The following is an 18,391-nucleotide window of genomic DNA, read 5'->3' on the forward strand; positions in this document are numbered from 1 at the left end:
CCGCGAATGATTGACTTATACTTATAATGTGTTAAATTGTTAAAGAGATATTAAAATTTGTGAACGAATATTTCTTTAAAAGGAGTTAGAGTATGAAAACTATTATAAGAATGAGCGCACTTGTTTTCGCGGTATTATTTTTGAACATAATATACACAGTGCCTTCACACGCGAGTGATACAGATGATTTCGATGCGGATTATTATGCAAATGCGTATGCAGACGTTCGTGCTGTATACGGAAATAATGCGATAGAGCTTTACAATCATTATCTTAACTACGGCATGAAAGAAGGACGCTTTAAGAATGCGGCAGAAGAGGCTTCGGGCGTTGCTTCTTGCTCTATAGATACATATGTAGACGTTGATATTGCCAATCAGACAATGAACTATTATAAAGACGGAGAGATTGTTTTGTCTTCATCTTGCGTTACAGGTAATCCAAACACCGGCAATTCTACACCTAAGGGAAAGTTCGTTGTAAGATCTAAGATTCCCGGAAAATATCTTGTAGGACCCACATGGAACGTATGGGTAGACAGATGGATGAGATTTACAGGAAATGTCGGACTTCATGATGCAAATTGGAGAAGCAAGTTTGGCGGAAATATCTATAAGTCGGACGGATCTCACGGATGCGTGAATCTTCCGACAGAGACGGCGTACTCATTGTATGATATTATAGATGTAGGTACGGCGGTTATCGTTCATTAAAAAAATATCTTTGAGGGGAAATGAGATGGAATTTGATCTGTCTGCAATAACAGGATCGGTAAATAAGTATTTAAACTCAATATCCGATACCAATAAGCTTCTTGCGCAGAAAAAGAGCGAGATAGCACTTGATCCTAATCTCAGCGGCCTTTTTGAAAAATATCTCAATAAGGCTATGCTTGATGAAACGCAGAAGAAAACCGAGGGCATTTCAGGTGAAGACGCATTTAAGTCGTTGCTTGGGAGCATGGATACCTCGGCAACTTATCCATATACTTATGATAAGGCAGATATTTCGCCTGCAAAAAATACAGCGACTACAGCTGAATCGGATAGTGCAAGGCGTATAGATACATCCGTTCCGTTTCCCAAGTTTGATATAGGCAGCATGATCGCTGACAATATCGCTTCACACAGCAGATTTAATACTGATGTAGTTAAAGTATCGGAGCATCAGACACAGAGAGAAATCGCTGCAAACAGCATGGATCCGTTCTATACAAATATGATACGCAGCTCGATATTTGATATAGGAAATAACGGAGAAGATGAAAAAAATAGTTGAAAAATCAAATCCTATAGTTTAATATAAACTAGTTGTTTGATGTAAAGTTTTAGGAGGATTATTATATGATTTCTGCAAGTGATTTCAGAAATGGTATGACCATCGAAATCGATGGCAATGTATGTCAGATTATTGAATTCCAGCACGTTAAGCCCGGTAAAGGCGCTGCTTTCGTAAGAACTAAGCTCAAGGATATCATTAACGGTGGTGTTAAGGAGACAACTTTCCGTCCCACTGAGAAGTTCCCTGCAGCTCGTATCGACAAGAAGGATATGCAGTATCTTTATCAGGATGGAGATATTTACAACTTTATGGATTCCGAGACTTATGAGCAGATCGGACTTACAGCAGATCAGATCGGAGATTCTCTCAAGTTCGTTAAAGAGAACGAGATCTGCAAGGTTAACTCTTATAACGGAAACGTATTCGCAGTTGAGCCTCCTATGTTCGTAGAGCTTACTATTTCAGAGACTGAGCCCGGATTCAAGGGTGATACAGCAACAGGTGCTACAAAGCCTGCAACAGTTGAGACTGGCGCTACAGTAGCAGTTCCTCTCTTCGTTAACGAGGGAGATGTAATTAAGATTGATACAAGAACCGGCGAGTATCTTTCAAGAGTATAATCTGGACACAATACCTAACTGACACGTAAAACGGTCATATTAAATTTATAAAGAAACAAATGTAAGACAATAGATTTCGCATTTATATATGCGCAAAACTATTGTCTTTTTTTGTGCAGAGCATTTAGTGATAGGAGAGATATATTAATGAGAAATATTATAGTAAATAATGGAAATATAGATTTAAGTTTCTTTGAAAACTTTGACGGCGTTGAAGATAAATTGTCATTTAAATTAATTGGTATCAAAGATAATTTGGAGTATCTCGAGGATATTCCCTACCGTAAATTTGAAGATCTTGCAATGGTGCCTATATGCATGGTAAGAAACGCTGAAATAGGAGAAGGGCATATTACCATAAAGGATTCGCATTTGGATCTTTGGGGAATAACCTGTGACAGATTATGGGAAAATCTTATAGAGAATGCTGCAAAAATATCCCGGATAAAGATGGTGAGTATGTCTGATTTTCTTGGTGAAGAATATATTAACGATTCCGAAGTTTTACAAAATATCATCATAGTTTCTAACAAAGAACAGAATTATGGAGCAGGTGCCATATTATATCCGGGAGTACTTGAGAAAATATCCGATAAATACGGGAAAAACCTGTATGTTCTTCCTGCATCGGTGCATGAAGTCTTGGTTTTGCCGGAACGAGGCGATGAAAATGAAGCAGAAATGCTTGAATCAATAGTACGCCAAGTCAACGCAGGAGTGCTTAGCAGAGAAGAATTTTTGAGCGATAAAATTTATTACTATGAAAAAAGTGCAGGAAATCTCGCCGTTTGTGAATAAGTGTGCGCTGAAACGTGCATAAATACTGAATATATATTATACTTTATTTTATCTTCGTTAAATGTTAAAATATATATTGTAATTAGATTAATTGTTTTGAAACAAAATATTATGCACATCAACGCATAGAGGGTAGGGGTAGATCATGAAACGAAAAAGAAGAAATCAAGTAACAGGTTGGAGAAACGACAGACAGGGGGTATTGGCAGTGTTTGCCGATAACAAGAAGTTTCTTATGCCTGGAATCTTTTTGGTAGCAGTTCTTATAACTGTAGCTGTAGCACATAAGGCAAATACTATGGCATCTGAGTCGGCACTGAAAGTAAACAAGGCTTCCATGGGAGATGTAAAAGAAGTTGAAGAGATCAAAATGGAAGAGTGCAAGGATCAGAAGATAATCGATCTTGTTAATACATATTATCAGGCACAGGCTGAAGGAAATAAGGATGTAGTAAACAGTATTTACAAGGGACTTGATGATACACAGGGACTTAAGGCAGAGGCAATATCACAGTTTATTGAGAAGTATGAATCTATTACTGTATATACTAAGCCCGGTCCGGTTCCGAACAGTTACATTGCATATGTGTACAATATGGTTAAACTGGTAGATTATGATAAAGCTCTGCCCGGTCTTGAAACGTTGTACATCTGTACAGATGAAAACGGTGAGTTATATTTTGATGCTTATTCTGAAGATCAGATGATCATTGATTATATTAAATCTCTTAGCGTACAGTCTGATGTTATCGATCTCAATAATAAGGTTGCGTCTGAGTACAACGAACTTATAAATGCAGATGAGAATCTTGCAGCACAGCTTACAGCTATGAGGAATGATCTGAAGTCAGCTATGGGAGAAGCCATGGTTAATCAGGCAAATGCCGATGCATCTACAGATGAGGCAGGTGATGCTGCTTCTGAAGAGGCATCACAGGAACCGGAGGCACCTACTACTCATACTATTAAAGCAAGAGAAGTTGTTAAGATCAGAAAAGGTGACAGTACAGATACCGAAGAACTTGGTAAGACTGAAGCCGGTCAGGAACTTGTAGAGATTGAAGCTCAGCCTAACGGATGGAGTAAGATTGAATACAATGGCGGAGAAGCTTTCGTAAAGACAGAATTCTTTGATCGTGTTGATGAGCAGACGGGTGATGGACAGAATGATTCATCCGATACAACGGAAGCTAATAATAATGCAGATAGTGCAAATGGAAAATTAGGAAACAAGAAGATCAAAAATGATGCAGTAAATCTTCGTAAAGGACAGGGAACTGATTCTGCTGTACTTGCTTGCCTTGACAAGGGAGCAACCGTAAGTGTTATCGAAAATTGCGATAACGGTTGGTCAAAGGTTGAGTATCAGGGACAGACAGGATACGTAAAGACAGAATTTATTGAGCAGTAATACGGAGGTAATTAAAGATTTAAAATATACACATCGGCTGGAATCATTAAACCTGTAAGTTCGCTCCGGTTGGACATTGCAATGCCCATATGGTATTATTGTTGGGTATGCACCCGTAGTCTAATGGATAGAACGGAGGCCTCCGACGCCTTTAATGCAGGTTCGATTCCTGTCGGGTGTATTTGCTTTGAGAGTGTAATGCATTCTCTATTAAGAAACGATCAGGGGTAGAGCATGAAACAAAGAAAGCGTAGTCAAGTTACAGGCTGGAGAAATGATAGAACCGGTATTTTGGCGATATTTGCCGATAATAAGAAGTTTCTCATGCCGGTTATTTTTTTTATTGCGGTCCTTATAACTGTAGTAATTGTATTTAAGGCAAATCGCACAGCTTCTGAAGATGCATTGGCGGGTGATAATTCTTCGGTTGGAGAAGTGAATGAGATTCAGGAAATCACAATGGAAGAATGCCAAGATCAGAACATAGTAGATCTCGTTAACAGATATTACCAGGCTATGGCTGACGGAAATAAGGAAGAAGTCAATAATATCTACAGAGGACTTGATAATACGCAGGGACTTAAGGCGGAGGCTATATCCAGATTTATTGAAAAATATGATTCAATCAAGGTATATACAAAGCCCGGTCCGATTCAGAACAGTTATATCGCATATGTTTATAATATGGTTAAGCTGTATGACTATGACAAAGCTCTTCCCGGACTTGAAACACTCTATGTATGTACAGATGAGAACGGAGAAGTGTATATTAATGGTGATTCAGAGGATGAGACCATCATTAATTATATTAAGTCTCTTAGTGTTCAGGCTGATGTAATCGATCTTAACAATAAGGTTGCGTCTGAATATAACGAGATGATAAATGCCGATGAAAATCTTGCGGCACAGCTTACAAACATGAGAAAAGATATTCAGGCTAAGGTGGCTGAAGCAATGGTTGATCAGTCATCAGGAGATGCATCTGCGGACAATTCGGGAGAGGCTGCTTCAGACGGAGCTTCTATGGACGCTGAGGTGCCGACTACTCACACTATCAAAGCTAAGGATAATGTAAAAGTCAGAAAAGGCGACAGCACGGACGCCGAGGAAATCGGTAAGGTTGAAGCTGGTGATGAACTTACAGAGATTGAAGCTCAGCCAAATGGTTGGAGTAAGATTGAATATAACGGTGGCGAAGCTTTTGTAAAGACAGAATTCTTTGAAAGAATCGATAACGGAACCGAAGTTGGTGAAGGACAGGCAGATACATCATCAGATGCTGCATCAAATTCAGCGGACGGTAATGCTGCTGCGAAAAATGAAAGCAAGAAGATAAAAGGTGACTCTGTCAGACTGCGCAAGGGACAGGGAACTGATTCAGCTATCCTGGCTACTATGGAGAAAGGCTCAACTGTTAAAGTAATCGAGGGATATTCTAACGGATGGTCAAAAGTTGAATATGATGGACAGACAGGATATATTAAGAGCGAGTTTATCGACGGCTGATAAGTAAGTTGTCGTCGGGCAGGGGTAGATCATGAAACGAAAAAAGAAAAATCAATCTGCAGAAGTGAGAAATGTAAGGCATAGAGAAGGGTCGTTTTTTTCCGACAATAAAAACATTTTTATGCCTATAATATTTTTTGCCGCTGCATTTGTAACTGTAGCAGTTTCATATAAGGCAAATCTTATGGTGTCCAATTCTGCACTTAAGGCCGGTAAAGCCTCTATGGGCGGATCAAATCAGATTGAGGAGAGCGCTCTTGAAGAGTGTACGGATCCCGATATAATCAATCTTATCAGCAGGTACTATACTGCAATCATTGAAGGTAATGCGGATGAAGTAAACAGTATCTACAAAGGATTTGATAATTCACAGGGAATAAAGGCTGTGGCTTTGAGCGGAATCATCGAAAGATATGATTCAATCAGGGTATATACCAAGCCCGGTCCCGTTCCCAACAGTTATATTGCATTTATATATCAGCTGGTAAAGCTTGCTGATTATGACGAGGCGTTACCCGGTTTGGAAACACTGTATATCTGTACCAACACGGAAAACGGAGAGCTATATATATGTGGTGATACGGATGATCAGACGGTCATTGAGTATGTTAAAGCACTGAATGCCCAGGCAGATGTGATTGATCTTAACAATAAGGTTTCATCTGAATATAGTGAGATACTAAATTCTGATGAATCTCTTTCATCATTCCTTGCGGCCAAGAGCAATGCAATCCAGGAGAAAGTGCAAGATGGATTGGAAGATAAGGCAAAGGCCGATGCAGCAATTGCTGATGAGAAAAAGAAAGAAGAGTGGCAAAATATTGATGCGCATCAGGTGCGTACTATCAGAGCTACCGATGTCGTAAATATCAGAGCTAGTGACAGCACAGACGCTGAAGTTATTGAGAAGACTGAGATAGGTAAGGAATATCAGGAAATTGAGAAACTTCCAAACGGATGGAGCAAGATCTCTTACGAGAGAAATGGAGAGGCTATTGAAGCATTTGTAAAGTCGGAGTACTTTGAGCTTGTCGATGACGGATCGAGTGCAGTTGATGAGGAAGCCGAAGATGCTGCAAATGATGCTTCGTCAGAGCCTGCAGATAACAGTACGGAAGAAAGTTCGTCAGATAAAGATGACACTGATAATAAAGATAATAAATCAGATGGAAAAGGCGAGACAAAGACTGTAAATGGAGATTCAGTCAGACTCCGTAGCGGACAGGGAACAGATTCCGCTATTCTGACCAGCATGGATAAGGGAGCAACTGTTAAAGTGCTTGAAAACCTTCCATCCGGATGGTCAAAGGTTGAATATGAGGGACAGACAGGATATATTAAGAGTGAATTTATCGACCAGTAATACGGAGGTTGTTGAATGTTTGGACGATTTAAGGTGGGAATCATGGGCACCGGAAGCATGGCTGAGCTCATGGCGATGACACTCAAATCAATGAGAAATGTGTCATGTTATGCTATTGGTTCCAGGACAAAAGAAAGCGCCGACAGCTTTGCAAAGAAGTTAGGCATAAAAAAAGCATACGGTTCATATCAGGAATTGGTAAAAGATCCCAAGATAGACCTTATCTATATTGCGACACCTCATTCTGAGCACTTTAAGAACGTAAAACTGGCTCTTTTAGCCGGGAAAAATGTATTATGTGAAAAAGCATTCATGCTTAATGAGAAACAGGCGGATTTGGTATTTAATTACGCCGAGGAAAACGGTATTTTTCTTTCTGAGGCTATGTGGACGAGATTTCATCCGATGCGTAAGAAGCTTCAGGAAATACTTGAGAGCGGCGTTATCGGTGAGCCCACTATGCTTACTGCCAGCCTTGGATATAACGTTGCAGATAAAGACAGAATAACAAAACCGGAGCTGGGAGGTGGAGCTCTCCTTGATCTTGGTGTTTATACGCTTAATTTTGCTTCTATGGTGTTTGGTAATGATGTTGATGACATTATTTCCGTTTGCACCTATAACGATGAAGGAATGGACATGAATGACAGCATCACCATAAAATATAAGGATGGTAGGATGGCTGTGCTTAATACTTCTGCGCTTTCTATGAGCGATAGAAGTGGTGTCATTTATGGAAGCAAAGGCTATATTATCGTAGATAATATCAATAATATCGAAGGAATTTCGGTATATGATGAAAATCATAATGAGGTTGCTTATCATAAGCGCCACAGGCAGAAGACCGGATACGAATATGAGATTGATGCCTGTGTGAAGGCTATACAGCAGAAATTGACGGAATGTTCCGAAATGCCTCATTCTGAGTCTCTCATGATGCTCAAATTTATGGATTTTATTAGGAAAAGAAATGATATAACATTCCCGGGGGAGTGGAATGGAATTGATGAAATAGATGAAGATGAGTTTTATGAAGAAGCCGAAGAGGATGATTTTGAATAAGTTATAATTAAACGGTAAAAAAGTCAGTTGAGCGGAAGAAATATGAAAAATAAGTTTTTTTTGGGGACACTTGTATTTATACTCTTGTGGACGAGCTTTCCAGTGTATGGCATTGCCGATGAATATGATGATAAGATCGCAGAATCCGAGAAGGAAATCTCCGAACTTCAGAGGCAGACTGCCGAAGCCAGGAAAGCTATAGAGAATCTTCAGGGTGAAAAAGAGAAAACAAAGTCGAATGTAGAAAATCTTAAGAATCAAAAAGAGGGTTTTCAAAACCAGATCAATGATTATTCCAACAAATTAAATGTCATAAGTAAGGAAATATCGGCCAATGAGGCTGAAATGGATACGGTATCGGCAAATATAGTCAGGTTGTCGAACGAGCTTTCTGATGCCAAAGCGCAGGAAGAAGAGCGCTATAAGAATCTTAAGCTTCGTATAAAGGCAACATATGAAAAAGGCGGAGACAGGGGAGTGTTACAGACTCTTCTGGGCTCGGGCTCTTTTAGAGATTTTTTGACAAAGTTTGAGTATTTAAATGCGGTAGTATCTTATGATAACAAGAAAATCAGCGAATATAAGGCTCTGCAGAGGGAAATAGAGTCTAAGACCGACGAAGTTAAGCATGAAGAAGAAAGACTGCAGTCTATACAGGATGAGCTGGATAATAAACAGGATACACTGGAATCTTTGACGGCAACTGTCAACGGACAGCTGAGTACTACAAACAAAACGCTTAACGCCGAAAACGGAAAACTTGCGGATTATGATAAAGAGCTTGCAAGACTGGATCAGCTTCAGAAGGAACTGGCGGCTAAAGTTGCTTCTGCACAGGCTGAGTATGCAAAAAGACTTGCTGACAGGCCTAAAGAGAATACGGGCGGTGCTTATGCGGCTTCCGATTCCGAGCTTTTATGGCTTGCGGCTACAATACAGGCGGAAGCTGACGGAGAATCTTATCAGGGTAAGCTTGGTGTCGGCTCGGTTATAATGAACAGAGTTAAGAGTTCTGCTTTCCCTAACGATGTTGTAGGTGTTATTACGCAGAATATGCAGTTTGCATCATATCGTTCCGGTAAGGTTGAGCTTATTATGGGCAGAGGTCCCAATGCTATATGTATAAAAGCTGCACAGGAAGTTTTAAACGGAGCCCGTATCGGCGATTATCTTTTCTTTATGACAAGATACTGGGCAGATCACTATGGAATAGCTGAATACACTATGCTGGGAAATCATGCATTCTTCTATAAGTGGGTTGTTAAAGAGAAGGCTCCCGAAGAACCGCAGCCTGAGCAACAGCAGGAACAGCAACCTGAACAGAATCAGGAAGCTCCCGCGGAAGAACAACATGAGGAAGAAAATCATGAAGAAGAACATCACGATGATGATTCCGATGATGATGACGATGACAGCGATGATGACGAGTAAACACCTTTACTTGAAAAAAGCGGAAAGATTTTTTTGATTTAATGTAATAAAGACTATTGCACTTTAAAAGTCTAAAGCGTATAATACCATTCAGACAATGATGTTTGCGCAATGGGGCGTGGAGACCACTGGTTTCCTACGCCCTTTTTCTTTTAAGAAATACGGTGTGCAGATACATTTTGAATCACGTTAATGCGAGTTTATACTCAGTAATTTAATGTTTTTTATGTGCTTTTTAGCACGGGAAGGAGAACTAAAAATGTCATATGTAGACGAGATTTACGACTATGTCGTAGCAAAGAACCCTGCTCAGCCTGAATTCCACCAGGCAGTAAAGGAAGTGCTTGAGTCACTTCGTGTTGTTATTGAAGCAAACGAGGACGAGTATCGTAGAGATGCTCTTCTTGAGAGACTTGTAACTCCCGAGAGACAGATCCTCTTCAGAGTACCTTGGGTAGATGATAAGGGACAGGTTCAGGTTAACAACGGTTTCCGTATCCAGTTCAATTCAGCTATCGGACCTTACAAGGGAGGACTTCGTTTCCATCCTTCAGTAAACCTTGGTATCATCAAGTTCCTTGGCTTCGAGCAGATCTTCAAGAACTCTCTTACAAGCCTTCCTATCGGTGGTGGTAAGGGTGGTTCTGACTTTGATCCTAAGGGCAAGTCAGACAGAGAAGTTATGGCATTCTGCCAGAGCTTCATGACAGAGCTTTACAGACACATCGGCGCTGATACAGACGTTCCTGCCGGAGATATCGGTGTAGGCGGACGTGAGATTGGATTCCTCTTTGGTCAGTACAAGAAGATCAGAGATACATACGAAGGCGTTCTTACAGGTAAGGGTCTTACATACGGCGGATCACTCGCTCGTACACAGGCTACAGGATATGGTCTTCTTTATATCACAGAAGAGCTTCTTAAGTGCAACGGCTCTGATATCAAGGGCAAGACAGTTGCAGTTTCAGGTGCAGGTAACGTTGCTATCTACGCTATCGAGAAGGCACAGCAGCTTGGTGCTAAGTGTGTAACATGTTCTGATTCAACAGGTTGGATCTATGATCCCGAAGGAATCGATGTTGAGCTTCTTAAGGAAGTTAAGGAAGTTAAGAGAGCACGTCTTACAGAGTACGCTGCTGCAAGAAAGTCAGCTGAGTACCACGAAGGTAAGGGTGTATGGTCAGTTAAGTGTGATGTAGCTCTTCCTTGCGCTACACAGAACGAGCTCCTTCTTGAGGATGCTAAGCAGCTTGTTGCTAACGGCGTTCAGGCTGTATGTGAGGGTGCTAACATGCCTACATCTATCGAGGCTACTGAGTACCTTCAGGCTAACAAGGTTCTCTTCATCTGTGGTAAGGCTTCAAATGCAGGTGGTGTTGCTACATCAGCTCTTGAGATGTCACAGAACAGTGAGAGACTTTCATGGAGCTTCGAAGAGGTTGACTCTAAGCTTAAGCAGATCATGGTTAACATCTATCACAGCATTGATGATGCAGCTAAGAAGTATGGCATGGAAGGCAACTACGTTGCAGGTGCTAACATCGCAGGCTTCCTTAAGGTTGCAGAAGCTATGAAGGCTCAGGGTATTGTTTAATTAAGTATTCTTCATAAAATATTAAATCATATAAAGGCTGTCACACCAATTTTGGTGCGGCAGCCTTTCCTTATGCCATAATCAGTTTTTACATATCTTACTAATATCGAGGTGGCTGCATATTAGCCCACCGATGAGTCCGACTATGATTCCACTTAATGTTCCTGTAATCCACAGGACAGCCAAGTACCAGAGGATGTTGGTGGTGCCGGTTATGAACATGGCGACAATTATCTGGCCGATGTTGTGGGTTACGCCTCCTACGGCACTTACACCGATGGAGCTGAATTTGCCGGTCTTTTTTAGAAGAATCATTACAAGTGTGCTGAGGATGCCGCCTGTCAGTGAGAATGCGAAAGCCATCAGGGTTCCGAAGAGCATGGAGACTATGGCGATTCTGACAAAGTTGATAAAGAGAGAGCTCTTTTCGCCCAGAGAATAGAGCGCGACAACTACTACGATGTTCGTAAACCCAGGTTTGATGCCCGGAACGGCAAAGAAGGCCGGGAGCTGCATTTCTACATAGCCTAGTATTATTGCGAGTGCGGTAAGTACGCCGTAGATCGCTGTTTTACTTGTTTTGGTCCTTATATTCATAAATTCTTTTACTCCGATATGGTGTCAAAGTTATTGTTATCTTTGGTATTTCCCTTTATTTCGATTACTACTTTGTTGGGAAGGCATATGATAGACTGACCGCTTTTGCTGATATAGCCCATGTTGACACAAAGTTTGTCGGGGCATGATGCATCTGTAAGATGAGCCTTTCCGTCTTTTACCTCGAGAATATTCTCGCCTCCGTGATATCCGCCGATGTTGTAAACGGTATCTTCGTCAAGGGGAAAAGATGCGACTTCCTTTCCGTCGACACTGACGATTACTGTTGCACCTTTTTGGGAAAAAAGAGAGATGCCGATCAGCATGACGGCTGAAGCAAGTGTTAAAAAGATTATGAGAATAAGATCATTTTTTTTGAATAGTTTTTTATCCACTAAAAGCCTCTCATATAAATAATTTCACACTAAAGTATAGCAGAAAACATTGTGAAAATAGCATTTCAATTTTGAATATGGTAATTGTTTTCGTCTTTGAAAAAACGTATTGCATTTTTGTTTTTTATATGTATAATAAATTTCTGTCAGTTTTCTGCTGACGAAATCTTGGATATTCATCCGGGATAATTCCACATTTTTTAATCAATATTATTTATTACTGTTTGGCGCGGTATAAGTCTGCTTTTTTCCGTGCTTGATGAGTATGGAAAGGAACGAAATGAATTTAAGAGAACGTTGGGAAAAGCAGAATAATTCAGTCAAACTGCTTATGAAGAAACTTAGAAGACACGACACTTTTGTTGTAACTGTGGCGGTTGTTATCGCGCTTGTATTGTGCGGAGGACTTATCTATATGAGTACTCCCGTTGTTGCGGCGAGCGCAAGGGATCAGGTGGTGCAGAAGGAAAACAAGAATAACGAAAAGACTACTGAGAAGCTTGATGAACTTCATAATTACCTGACGGATATTGATAAGATGATCGTTAAGAATCAGAAGGGAATTGATTCTTATTATGAAAAGACCAAGAATGACCGTCTTGAGGGTGATAAAAATACAGATGCAGTCAGTGAGAAGGTTTCAGGACTTGGTACGAATCTAAAAGATATTCATACTTCGGTAAACAGCACGGAAACCAGAATTGAGAGCCTTAAAGAGCTTATCGAAAACGGGAACGGCGAGACAAGAGAAAAGGCAGCCAAGGAATTTGATGCGATAGGAATAGAGCTCGAGAACATAAAAAACGAATATGAAAATGTAAAGAAGCAGAATAAAGAGCTGATGGAAGACCTCGATAATGAGATCAGAACCGAGGTGAAGAACGGTGACGACAAGATATCAACGGATTCACTTACAAGATATGAGGAGCTCCTTAAGAAGCTTACAGAGTTTGATAAGGAACTTGAAAAAAGAAATATGGATTCTGTTTCGGATTTAAAGAGCGAATTCGAATCTTTGAGTGAAGCTCTCGGAAAAGAGATCAATGAAAAAATTGATGATTATAATTCCGAGAATAAAGCGATGGGAGAAGCGCTTGACCAAAAAATCGAGAATTATAATTCAGATAACAAGGCGATGGGCGATGCACTTGGTCAAAAGATCGAGAATTACAATTCAGATAATAAGGCAATGGGCGATGCACTAGGACAGAAGATTGAAAATTATAATTTGGAAAGCAAAGCGCGTGGAGATGCCCTCGGTCAAAAGATTGAGAATTACAATTCGGACAATAAGGCTATAGGCGAAGCTCTTGGACAAAGAATTGAGAATTATAATTCGGATAATAAGGCAATTGGCGATGCACTCGGGCAGAAGATTGAAAATTATAATTCGGAAAGCAAAGCGCGCGGAGATGCGCTTGGTCAAAAGATAGAAAACTACAATTCGGAAAGCAAGGCAAGAGGCGATAAGATTGACCAGAGAATTACCAATATCAATACCGACATAAACAAAAACATAAGCACAAATATGGATGGTATTAAGGGCTATATCGATGCGAAATCAGCAGGAATAAACAACAAGCTCGACCAGGTTTTTCAGCGTGTGAGTAATGGTAAAAAGCTTTTGGCATCCGCATTACTCACTAAGGGTGTAAAGATAAAAGAGGATGCCACATTTATGGAATTTGTAAGAGCCATAGAGAACATACCTGCACAGGTTGTTATCGATTCCGGTGATACCGCGGCAAGTATCGAGTATGATTATCACTATCATAAAGACGGAAGAGGACAGGCTTGCGGCGACAGTTATGTTTTAGCGGATAGATACGGCGGATGTTACACGACACCCGTATATCACAGACATACCGATGCGTGCTATACAACAAGAAATATATATGTTATCAGTACAAATAAAGATACGAGGCGTCGCAGTCATGTAAAAGATTACTCAGACGGAACACCGGTCTTTTCTTATGAGTGCAAACACTGTGGAGCAAGGTTTAACAATACCAATTCATGGCATGAAGAAACGGTATATTCGATTGAAGAGGCAAAAGAAAGAGACGGTGTCATACAAAGAGTTAATACGCAGACAATAATGGTGTGTAACAAAAATGAGAGCTATGTTGAAGGTTATTCTCCTTCCTGTGGTTATGCACACGGTCAGGTTGTGTCGGCACATATTAAGTTTAACGGCAGGTATTCGGGATATAATTCGACGGTGCCTGCAATAAATGCATCGAGATCGCTTAGAACAAGTAACCGTATGGTTACAAGAGGTGCAGCGGCGTCGCTTGGAGGCTTCAGTCTCAGTGAGGATGAGATGAAGTCGCGTCTTGATGCGATAAAGGATTATGAGGAACCGGCAGATAATGATGATGACAGCGGTGATCTTTCGGATTCTTCGGAAGCTTCAGTATCTGAGAATGTAAAAGAAGATGTTCATGGCGAAAATGAGAAAGTTACTCAGAACGAAGGTGCTATCGAAGCTTCTTTTGATAAGACGGAAGAAAAAGCGGATTCTATAGATGATAATAAAGAAGGAACAGCTGAAATAAATGCGGAGACTGCCGAAAAGAGCGAAGCGGCAAAAGATTTGAATGAGGAAGATGCATCTGTGCAAAGCAGTGAAGAAGCCGAAAATCAAAGTGAAAATATCGAACAGAGTAGTGATATAGCACTTCCTTGACATTTTGATACTGTGTTAATAGAATATACTTTGTTGTAGTAGATGTAGCACAGACTAACATGTGCGGAATGGAGTACAAATGACAAAGATTGATATTATATCAGGATTTTTGGGTGCCGGAAAAACCACCCTTATAAAGAAACTTCTTAAGGAAGCGCTTAACGGAACCAAGGTTGTTCTTATCGAAAATGAATTTGGTGAGATTGGTATCGACGGCGGCTTTTTGAAGGAGTCCGGAATAGAGATTACAGAGATGAATTCAGGTTGTATCTGCTGCTCACTTGTAGGAGATTTTGAGACATCTCTTAAGGAAGTTATGACAACATATGCTCCTGAGAGAATTCTCATCGAGCCTTCGGGAGTTGGTAAGCTTTCAGATGTAATGAGAGCGATTCAGAATATTGCAGACGCAGACGACAATATGGAACTCAACAGCGCTGTTACCGTTGTTGACGTATCTAAGGCTAAGGTTTATATCAAGAACTTCGGTGAGTTCTTCATTAATCAGATTGAAAATGCCGGAACCATTATTCTTTCAAGAACAGATAAGGCGGATCAGAAGAAGATTGAGGAGGCGGTTAAGCTTATCCGTAGCCATAATGAGAAGGCTACCATTATAACAACTCCTCTTGATGAGATAACAGGAAAAGAGATCCTTGATACATTTGAGGGAAACAGCGATCTTGAGGCAGAGCTTCTTAGGCTTGTAATGGAAGAAGCTGAGGAACATCACCATCACCACCATCATCACGGAAGCCACAAAGAGGTTAATGAGGATGGTTCGGTAGTATACAGAACACATCACGACGATGATGAAGACGAGCATGAGCATTGTTGCCACCACCATCACGACGATGAAGATGAAGAGGAGCACGGACATTGCTGCCACCACCATCACGACGATGAGGAAGAAGACGAGCATGAGCATTGCTGCCACCACCATCACGACGATGAGGAAGAAGACGAGCATGAGCATTGCTGCCACCACCATCACGACGATGAGGATGAAGATGAGCACGATCATTGCTGCTGTCATGGCCACGGACATGACCACGATCATGCGGCTCATGAGGTATTTACAAGCTGGGGAATGGAAACTCCCGTTAAGTATACGGCTGACGAGATCAAGGATATGCTTGAAAAGCTTGATGAAGACTCTGATTACGGAATTGTTCTTCGTTCTAAGGGTGTTGTTCCCGCAACAGACGGCACATGGATCGAATTTGACTATGTTCCCGGCGAAGCTGATGTAAGAAGCGGCGCTGCCGATGTTACAGGAAAGATCTGCGTAATCGGTTCAGGCCTTAATGAAGATAAGCTTGAACAGCTTTTCCGCAAACTTTGATAAGGAGAAAGAAATTGAAACCGGTATATATTATCAATGGATTCCTTGACAGCGGAAAGACTGATTTTTTCCGTTATACAATAGCTCAGCCTTATTTCAGGACCAGAGGTAAGACTCTTCTTTTGGTGTGTGAAGAGGGTGAGAATGATTATGAAGAGAAACTTCTTAAGTCTACGAATACTATTCTTGAGAAGATAGAAGATGAAGAAGAGCTTAATCCCGATAATCTGATAAAGCTTGATGCCAAGTACAATCCGGAACGTATTCTTATCGAGTACAACGGAATGTGGAACTTTAAGAATTTGAAGCTTCCCGTTATGTGGAATCTGGAACAGCAGATCACTGTTATAGACGCTTCTAATTTTGAGTTGTATTTCAATAATATGAAGTCTCTTTTGGCAGAACAGCTTAGAAACTCTGATCTTATTCTGTTCAACAGATGTGACGGAATAAGCGATCTTGCTTCGTTTAAGAGAAATGTAAAAGCAATTAACCAGAAGGCTGATATCATATTTGAAGATATGAACGGCGAGGTTGATGTTACACTTGATGAGGATCTTCCTTTTGATCTTAACGCAGATCCTATAGAGCTCAATAATTTCGGATACGGAATGTTCTATCTGGATGCACTTGAGCATGTTGATAGATATGAAGGAAAGAACGTTAAGTTCAAGGCGATGGTACTTATACCGCCGGAGTTCCCTAAGAACAGATTTGTTCCGGGAAGAATGGCTATGACTTGTTGCGCAGAGGACATGCAGTTCCTTGGATTTGCCTGTGAGTATGACAAAGTAGATACTCTTACAGAAAAAGAATGGGTTCTTGTGACTGCCAAAGTTACAAAGAAATTTGTTCCCGAGTACAACGGGGAAGGACCGGTTCTTGAGGCTATTTCTATAGAGAAGACGGATGCTCCCGAGTATCCTGTAATTGATTTCTCTAATCCTCAGCAATAATATATGTAAAACAGGAGCTTATATGTTTGAATATCTTCCAATACAGTGGTTATTTCTGTTTTATTTCTACAGCTTTTTTGGCTGGTGTTTCGAATCTGCATATGTTTCAATTTTAGAGAAAAAGTTGGTAAACAGGGGCTTTATGAGAGGCCCTTTTTTGCCGTTATACGGATGCGGCGGTGTAATGATGCTTGTCGTATCAAAACCCTTCTACAGCAATATCCTTTTGGTGTATGTTGCGGGCTGTGTCGGAGCAACGCTGCTTGAATATATCACCGGAGTTACAATGGAGGCGTTGTTTAAGGTCAGATACTGGGATTATTCTCATAAGCCTTTTAATTTCAAGGGACATATCTGCCTTGAATCAACACTCTTTTGGGGAGTCCTGACGGTAGTGTTTTCGCACTTTTTCCAGATTCCGATAGAGCATATGGTACGTGCGATTCCTTATCACGTGCTTTCTATAGCTACTCTTATTGTTACTTTCCTTCTTGGCGGCGATTTCATGATAGCGTTTAAGACTGCTCTCGATCTTAGAGACGTTCTTATCTATATGGAGAAAGCCAAGGATGAGATGAGAAAGATGCAGAAGAGGCTTGATGCCCTTGTTACATCCAAGAGTGAGAATGTAAGAGGCGGAATTGAAACGAGAGTAGATGCACTCAGTGCAACGCTTGACAGTTCGTTTAAAAAGATAAGGGAAAAGATAAACGTGAACCCCTCAGGTTATGTAAGTGATGTTAAGGATGAGATAGCCGAACTTTATGCAAAGTATCGTATTCTTATGTCCAAACTTACTCCCGAGCCTATAAAGGGATTTTTTGAGTGGTACAGAGAAAAGACTATTCAGGGAAACCCGAGCATGGTATCTGAGAAGTTCAAGCTTAGCTTGGAAGAGATAAAAGAAAAGGTTTCAAACATTCGTAAGAAATAAAAACAGAACAAAAAACAAAGCAATAAAAAACCTCATGTCGGTGAGAAGACATGAGGTTTTGTTATATACACATTTTTAAAATAATTAAGCCATTTTGTTTACGGCCTGAGCAAGACGAGAAACTTTTCTTGAAGCTGTGTTCTTCTTGAAAACACCCTTTGACTCAGCCTTGTCGATTGCAGATGTAGCAGCGAGAAGAGCCTTAGCAGCCTCATCCTTGTTACCTGCATCAATAGCAGTTCTAACTTTCTTGATCTCAGTCTTAACTGCTGACTTGATCATCTGATTTCTTTCTGCTTTTTTCTTATTAACTAAAACTCTTTTCTTGGCGGATTTAATATTTGCCATAGTTACCTCCGAAAAATAATATGATTATTATTTGTAAGTTCGTGTGCGCATTAAGCCGGAC

Annotated in this window: 17 protein-coding genes and 1 tRNA gene; 15 read left to right on the top strand and 3 right to left on the bottom strand. The window is 40.6% G+C overall.

The window, feature by feature from the left end; genetic code table 11:
- The first annotated feature begins 92 nt into the window (after positions 1-92).
- From BM398_RS03355 to gdhA, 11 genes are all read left to right on the top strand, one after another.
- On the top strand, positions 93-713 hold the full coding sequence (locus tag BM398_RS03355; protein ID WP_092336412.1) for a L,D-transpeptidase: 621 nt from the start codon (positions 93-95) through the stop codon (positions 711-713).
- Positions 714-738: 25 nt separating this feature from the next.
- Complete coding sequence (locus BM398_RS03360; RefSeq protein ID WP_092336413.1) at positions 739-1,278, top strand: hypothetical protein; 540 nt, start codon at positions 739-741, stop codon at positions 1,276-1,278.
- 65 nt (positions 1,279-1,343) lie between these two features.
- The gene (efp, locus tag BM398_RS03365; RefSeq protein WP_026655502.1) at positions 1,344-1,901 is read left to right on the top strand and encodes an elongation factor P; all 558 of its coding nucleotides are present in this window, start codon (positions 1,344-1,346) and stop codon (positions 1,899-1,901) included.
- A gap of 147 nt (positions 1,902-2,048) precedes the next feature.
- On the top strand, positions 2,049-2,699 hold the full coding sequence (locus BM398_RS03370) for a DUF5688 family protein (RefSeq protein WP_092336414.1): 651 nt from the start codon (positions 2,049-2,051) through the stop codon (positions 2,697-2,699).
- Between the two features lie 145 nt (positions 2,700-2,844).
- On the top strand, positions 2,845-4,110 hold the full coding sequence (locus BM398_RS03375) for an SH3 domain-containing protein (protein WP_092336415.1): 1,266 nt from the start codon (positions 2,845-2,847) through the stop codon (positions 4,108-4,110).
- A gap of 109 nt (positions 4,111-4,219) precedes the next feature.
- Positions 4,220-4,291, top strand: a tRNA-Arg gene (locus tag BM398_RS03380).
- 53 nt (positions 4,292-4,344) lie between these two features.
- Positions 4,345-5,616, top strand: a complete 1,272-nt coding sequence (locus BM398_RS03385) for an SH3 domain-containing protein (RefSeq protein WP_092336416.1) — start codon at positions 4,345-4,347, stop codon at positions 5,614-5,616.
- 31 nt (positions 5,617-5,647) lie between these two features.
- Complete coding sequence (locus BM398_RS03390; protein WP_092336417.1) at positions 5,648-6,979, top strand: SH3 domain-containing protein; 1,332 nt, start codon at positions 5,648-5,650, stop codon at positions 6,977-6,979.
- Between the two features lie 15 nt (positions 6,980-6,994).
- Positions 6,995-8,041 carry a Gfo/Idh/MocA family protein gene (locus tag BM398_RS03395; RefSeq protein ID WP_092336418.1) on the top strand — a complete coding sequence of 349 codons (1,047 nt, stop codon included), beginning with the start codon at positions 6,995-6,997 and terminating at the stop codon, positions 8,039-8,041.
- Between the two features lie 42 nt (positions 8,042-8,083).
- The gene (locus tag BM398_RS03400; protein ID WP_092336419.1) at positions 8,084-9,472 is read left to right on the top strand and encodes a cell wall hydrolase; all 1,389 of its coding nucleotides are present in this window, start codon (positions 8,084-8,086) and stop codon (positions 9,470-9,472) included.
- A gap of 259 nt (positions 9,473-9,731) precedes the next feature.
- Positions 9,732-11,066 (top strand): NADP-specific glutamate dehydrogenase, encoded by a 1,335-nt coding sequence (gdhA, locus tag BM398_RS03405; protein ID WP_092336420.1) that lies wholly within the window; start codon positions 9,732-9,734, stop codon positions 11,064-11,066.
- An 81-nt stretch (positions 11,067-11,147) separates the two neighbouring features.
- Here the strand turns inward: gdhA and BM398_RS03410 are convergent, their stop codons facing one another.
- Both BM398_RS03410 and BM398_RS03415 read right to left on the bottom strand, forming a co-directional pair.
- Complete coding sequence (locus BM398_RS03410) at positions 11,148-11,663, bottom strand: Gx transporter family protein (protein ID WP_092336421.1); 516 nt, start codon at positions 11,661-11,663, stop codon at positions 11,148-11,150.
- Positions 11,664-11,671: 8 nt separating this feature from the next.
- Positions 11,672-12,058 (bottom strand): NusG domain II-containing protein, encoded by a 387-nt coding sequence (locus tag BM398_RS03415; protein WP_242949750.1) that lies wholly within the window; start codon positions 12,056-12,058, stop codon positions 11,672-11,674.
- Between the two features lie 280 nt (positions 12,059-12,338).
- Here BM398_RS03415 and BM398_RS03420 point away from each other — a divergent pair, with 280 nt between their 5' ends.
- From BM398_RS03420 to BM398_RS03435, 4 genes are all read left to right on the top strand, one after another.
- Positions 12,339-14,747 (top strand): coiled-coil domain-containing protein, encoded by a 2,409-nt coding sequence (locus BM398_RS03420; RefSeq protein WP_092336422.1) that lies wholly within the window; start codon positions 12,339-12,341, stop codon positions 14,745-14,747.
- A 79-nt stretch (positions 14,748-14,826) separates the two neighbouring features.
- Positions 14,827-16,092 (top strand): CobW family GTP-binding protein, encoded by a 1,266-nt coding sequence (locus BM398_RS03425; RefSeq protein WP_092336423.1) that lies wholly within the window; start codon positions 14,827-14,829, stop codon positions 16,090-16,092.
- Positions 16,093-16,106: 14 nt separating this feature from the next.
- Positions 16,107-17,048, top strand: coding sequence for a TIGR03943 family putative permease subunit (locus BM398_RS03430; RefSeq protein ID WP_242949751.1), 942 nt, complete (start codon positions 16,107-16,109; stop codon positions 17,046-17,048).
- A gap of 22 nt (positions 17,049-17,070) precedes the next feature.
- Positions 17,071-17,982 carry a putative ABC transporter permease gene (locus tag BM398_RS03435; protein ID WP_092336425.1) on the top strand — a complete coding sequence of 304 codons (912 nt, stop codon included), beginning with the start codon at positions 17,071-17,073 and terminating at the stop codon, positions 17,980-17,982.
- Between the two features lie 84 nt (positions 17,983-18,066).
- Here BM398_RS03435 and rpsT read toward each other — a convergent pair whose 3' ends face one another.
- Positions 18,067-18,330 carry a 30S ribosomal protein S20 gene (gene rpsT, locus BM398_RS03440; protein WP_026655489.1) on the bottom strand — a complete coding sequence of 88 codons (264 nt, stop codon included), beginning with the start codon at positions 18,328-18,330 and terminating at the stop codon, positions 18,067-18,069.
- Positions 18,331-18,391: the final 61 nt, after the last annotated feature.

The sequence above is a fragment of the Butyrivibrio sp. M55 genome (genome assembly GCF_900116865.1).
GTDB lineage: Bacteria > Bacillota > Clostridia > Lachnospirales > Lachnospiraceae > Butyrivibrio.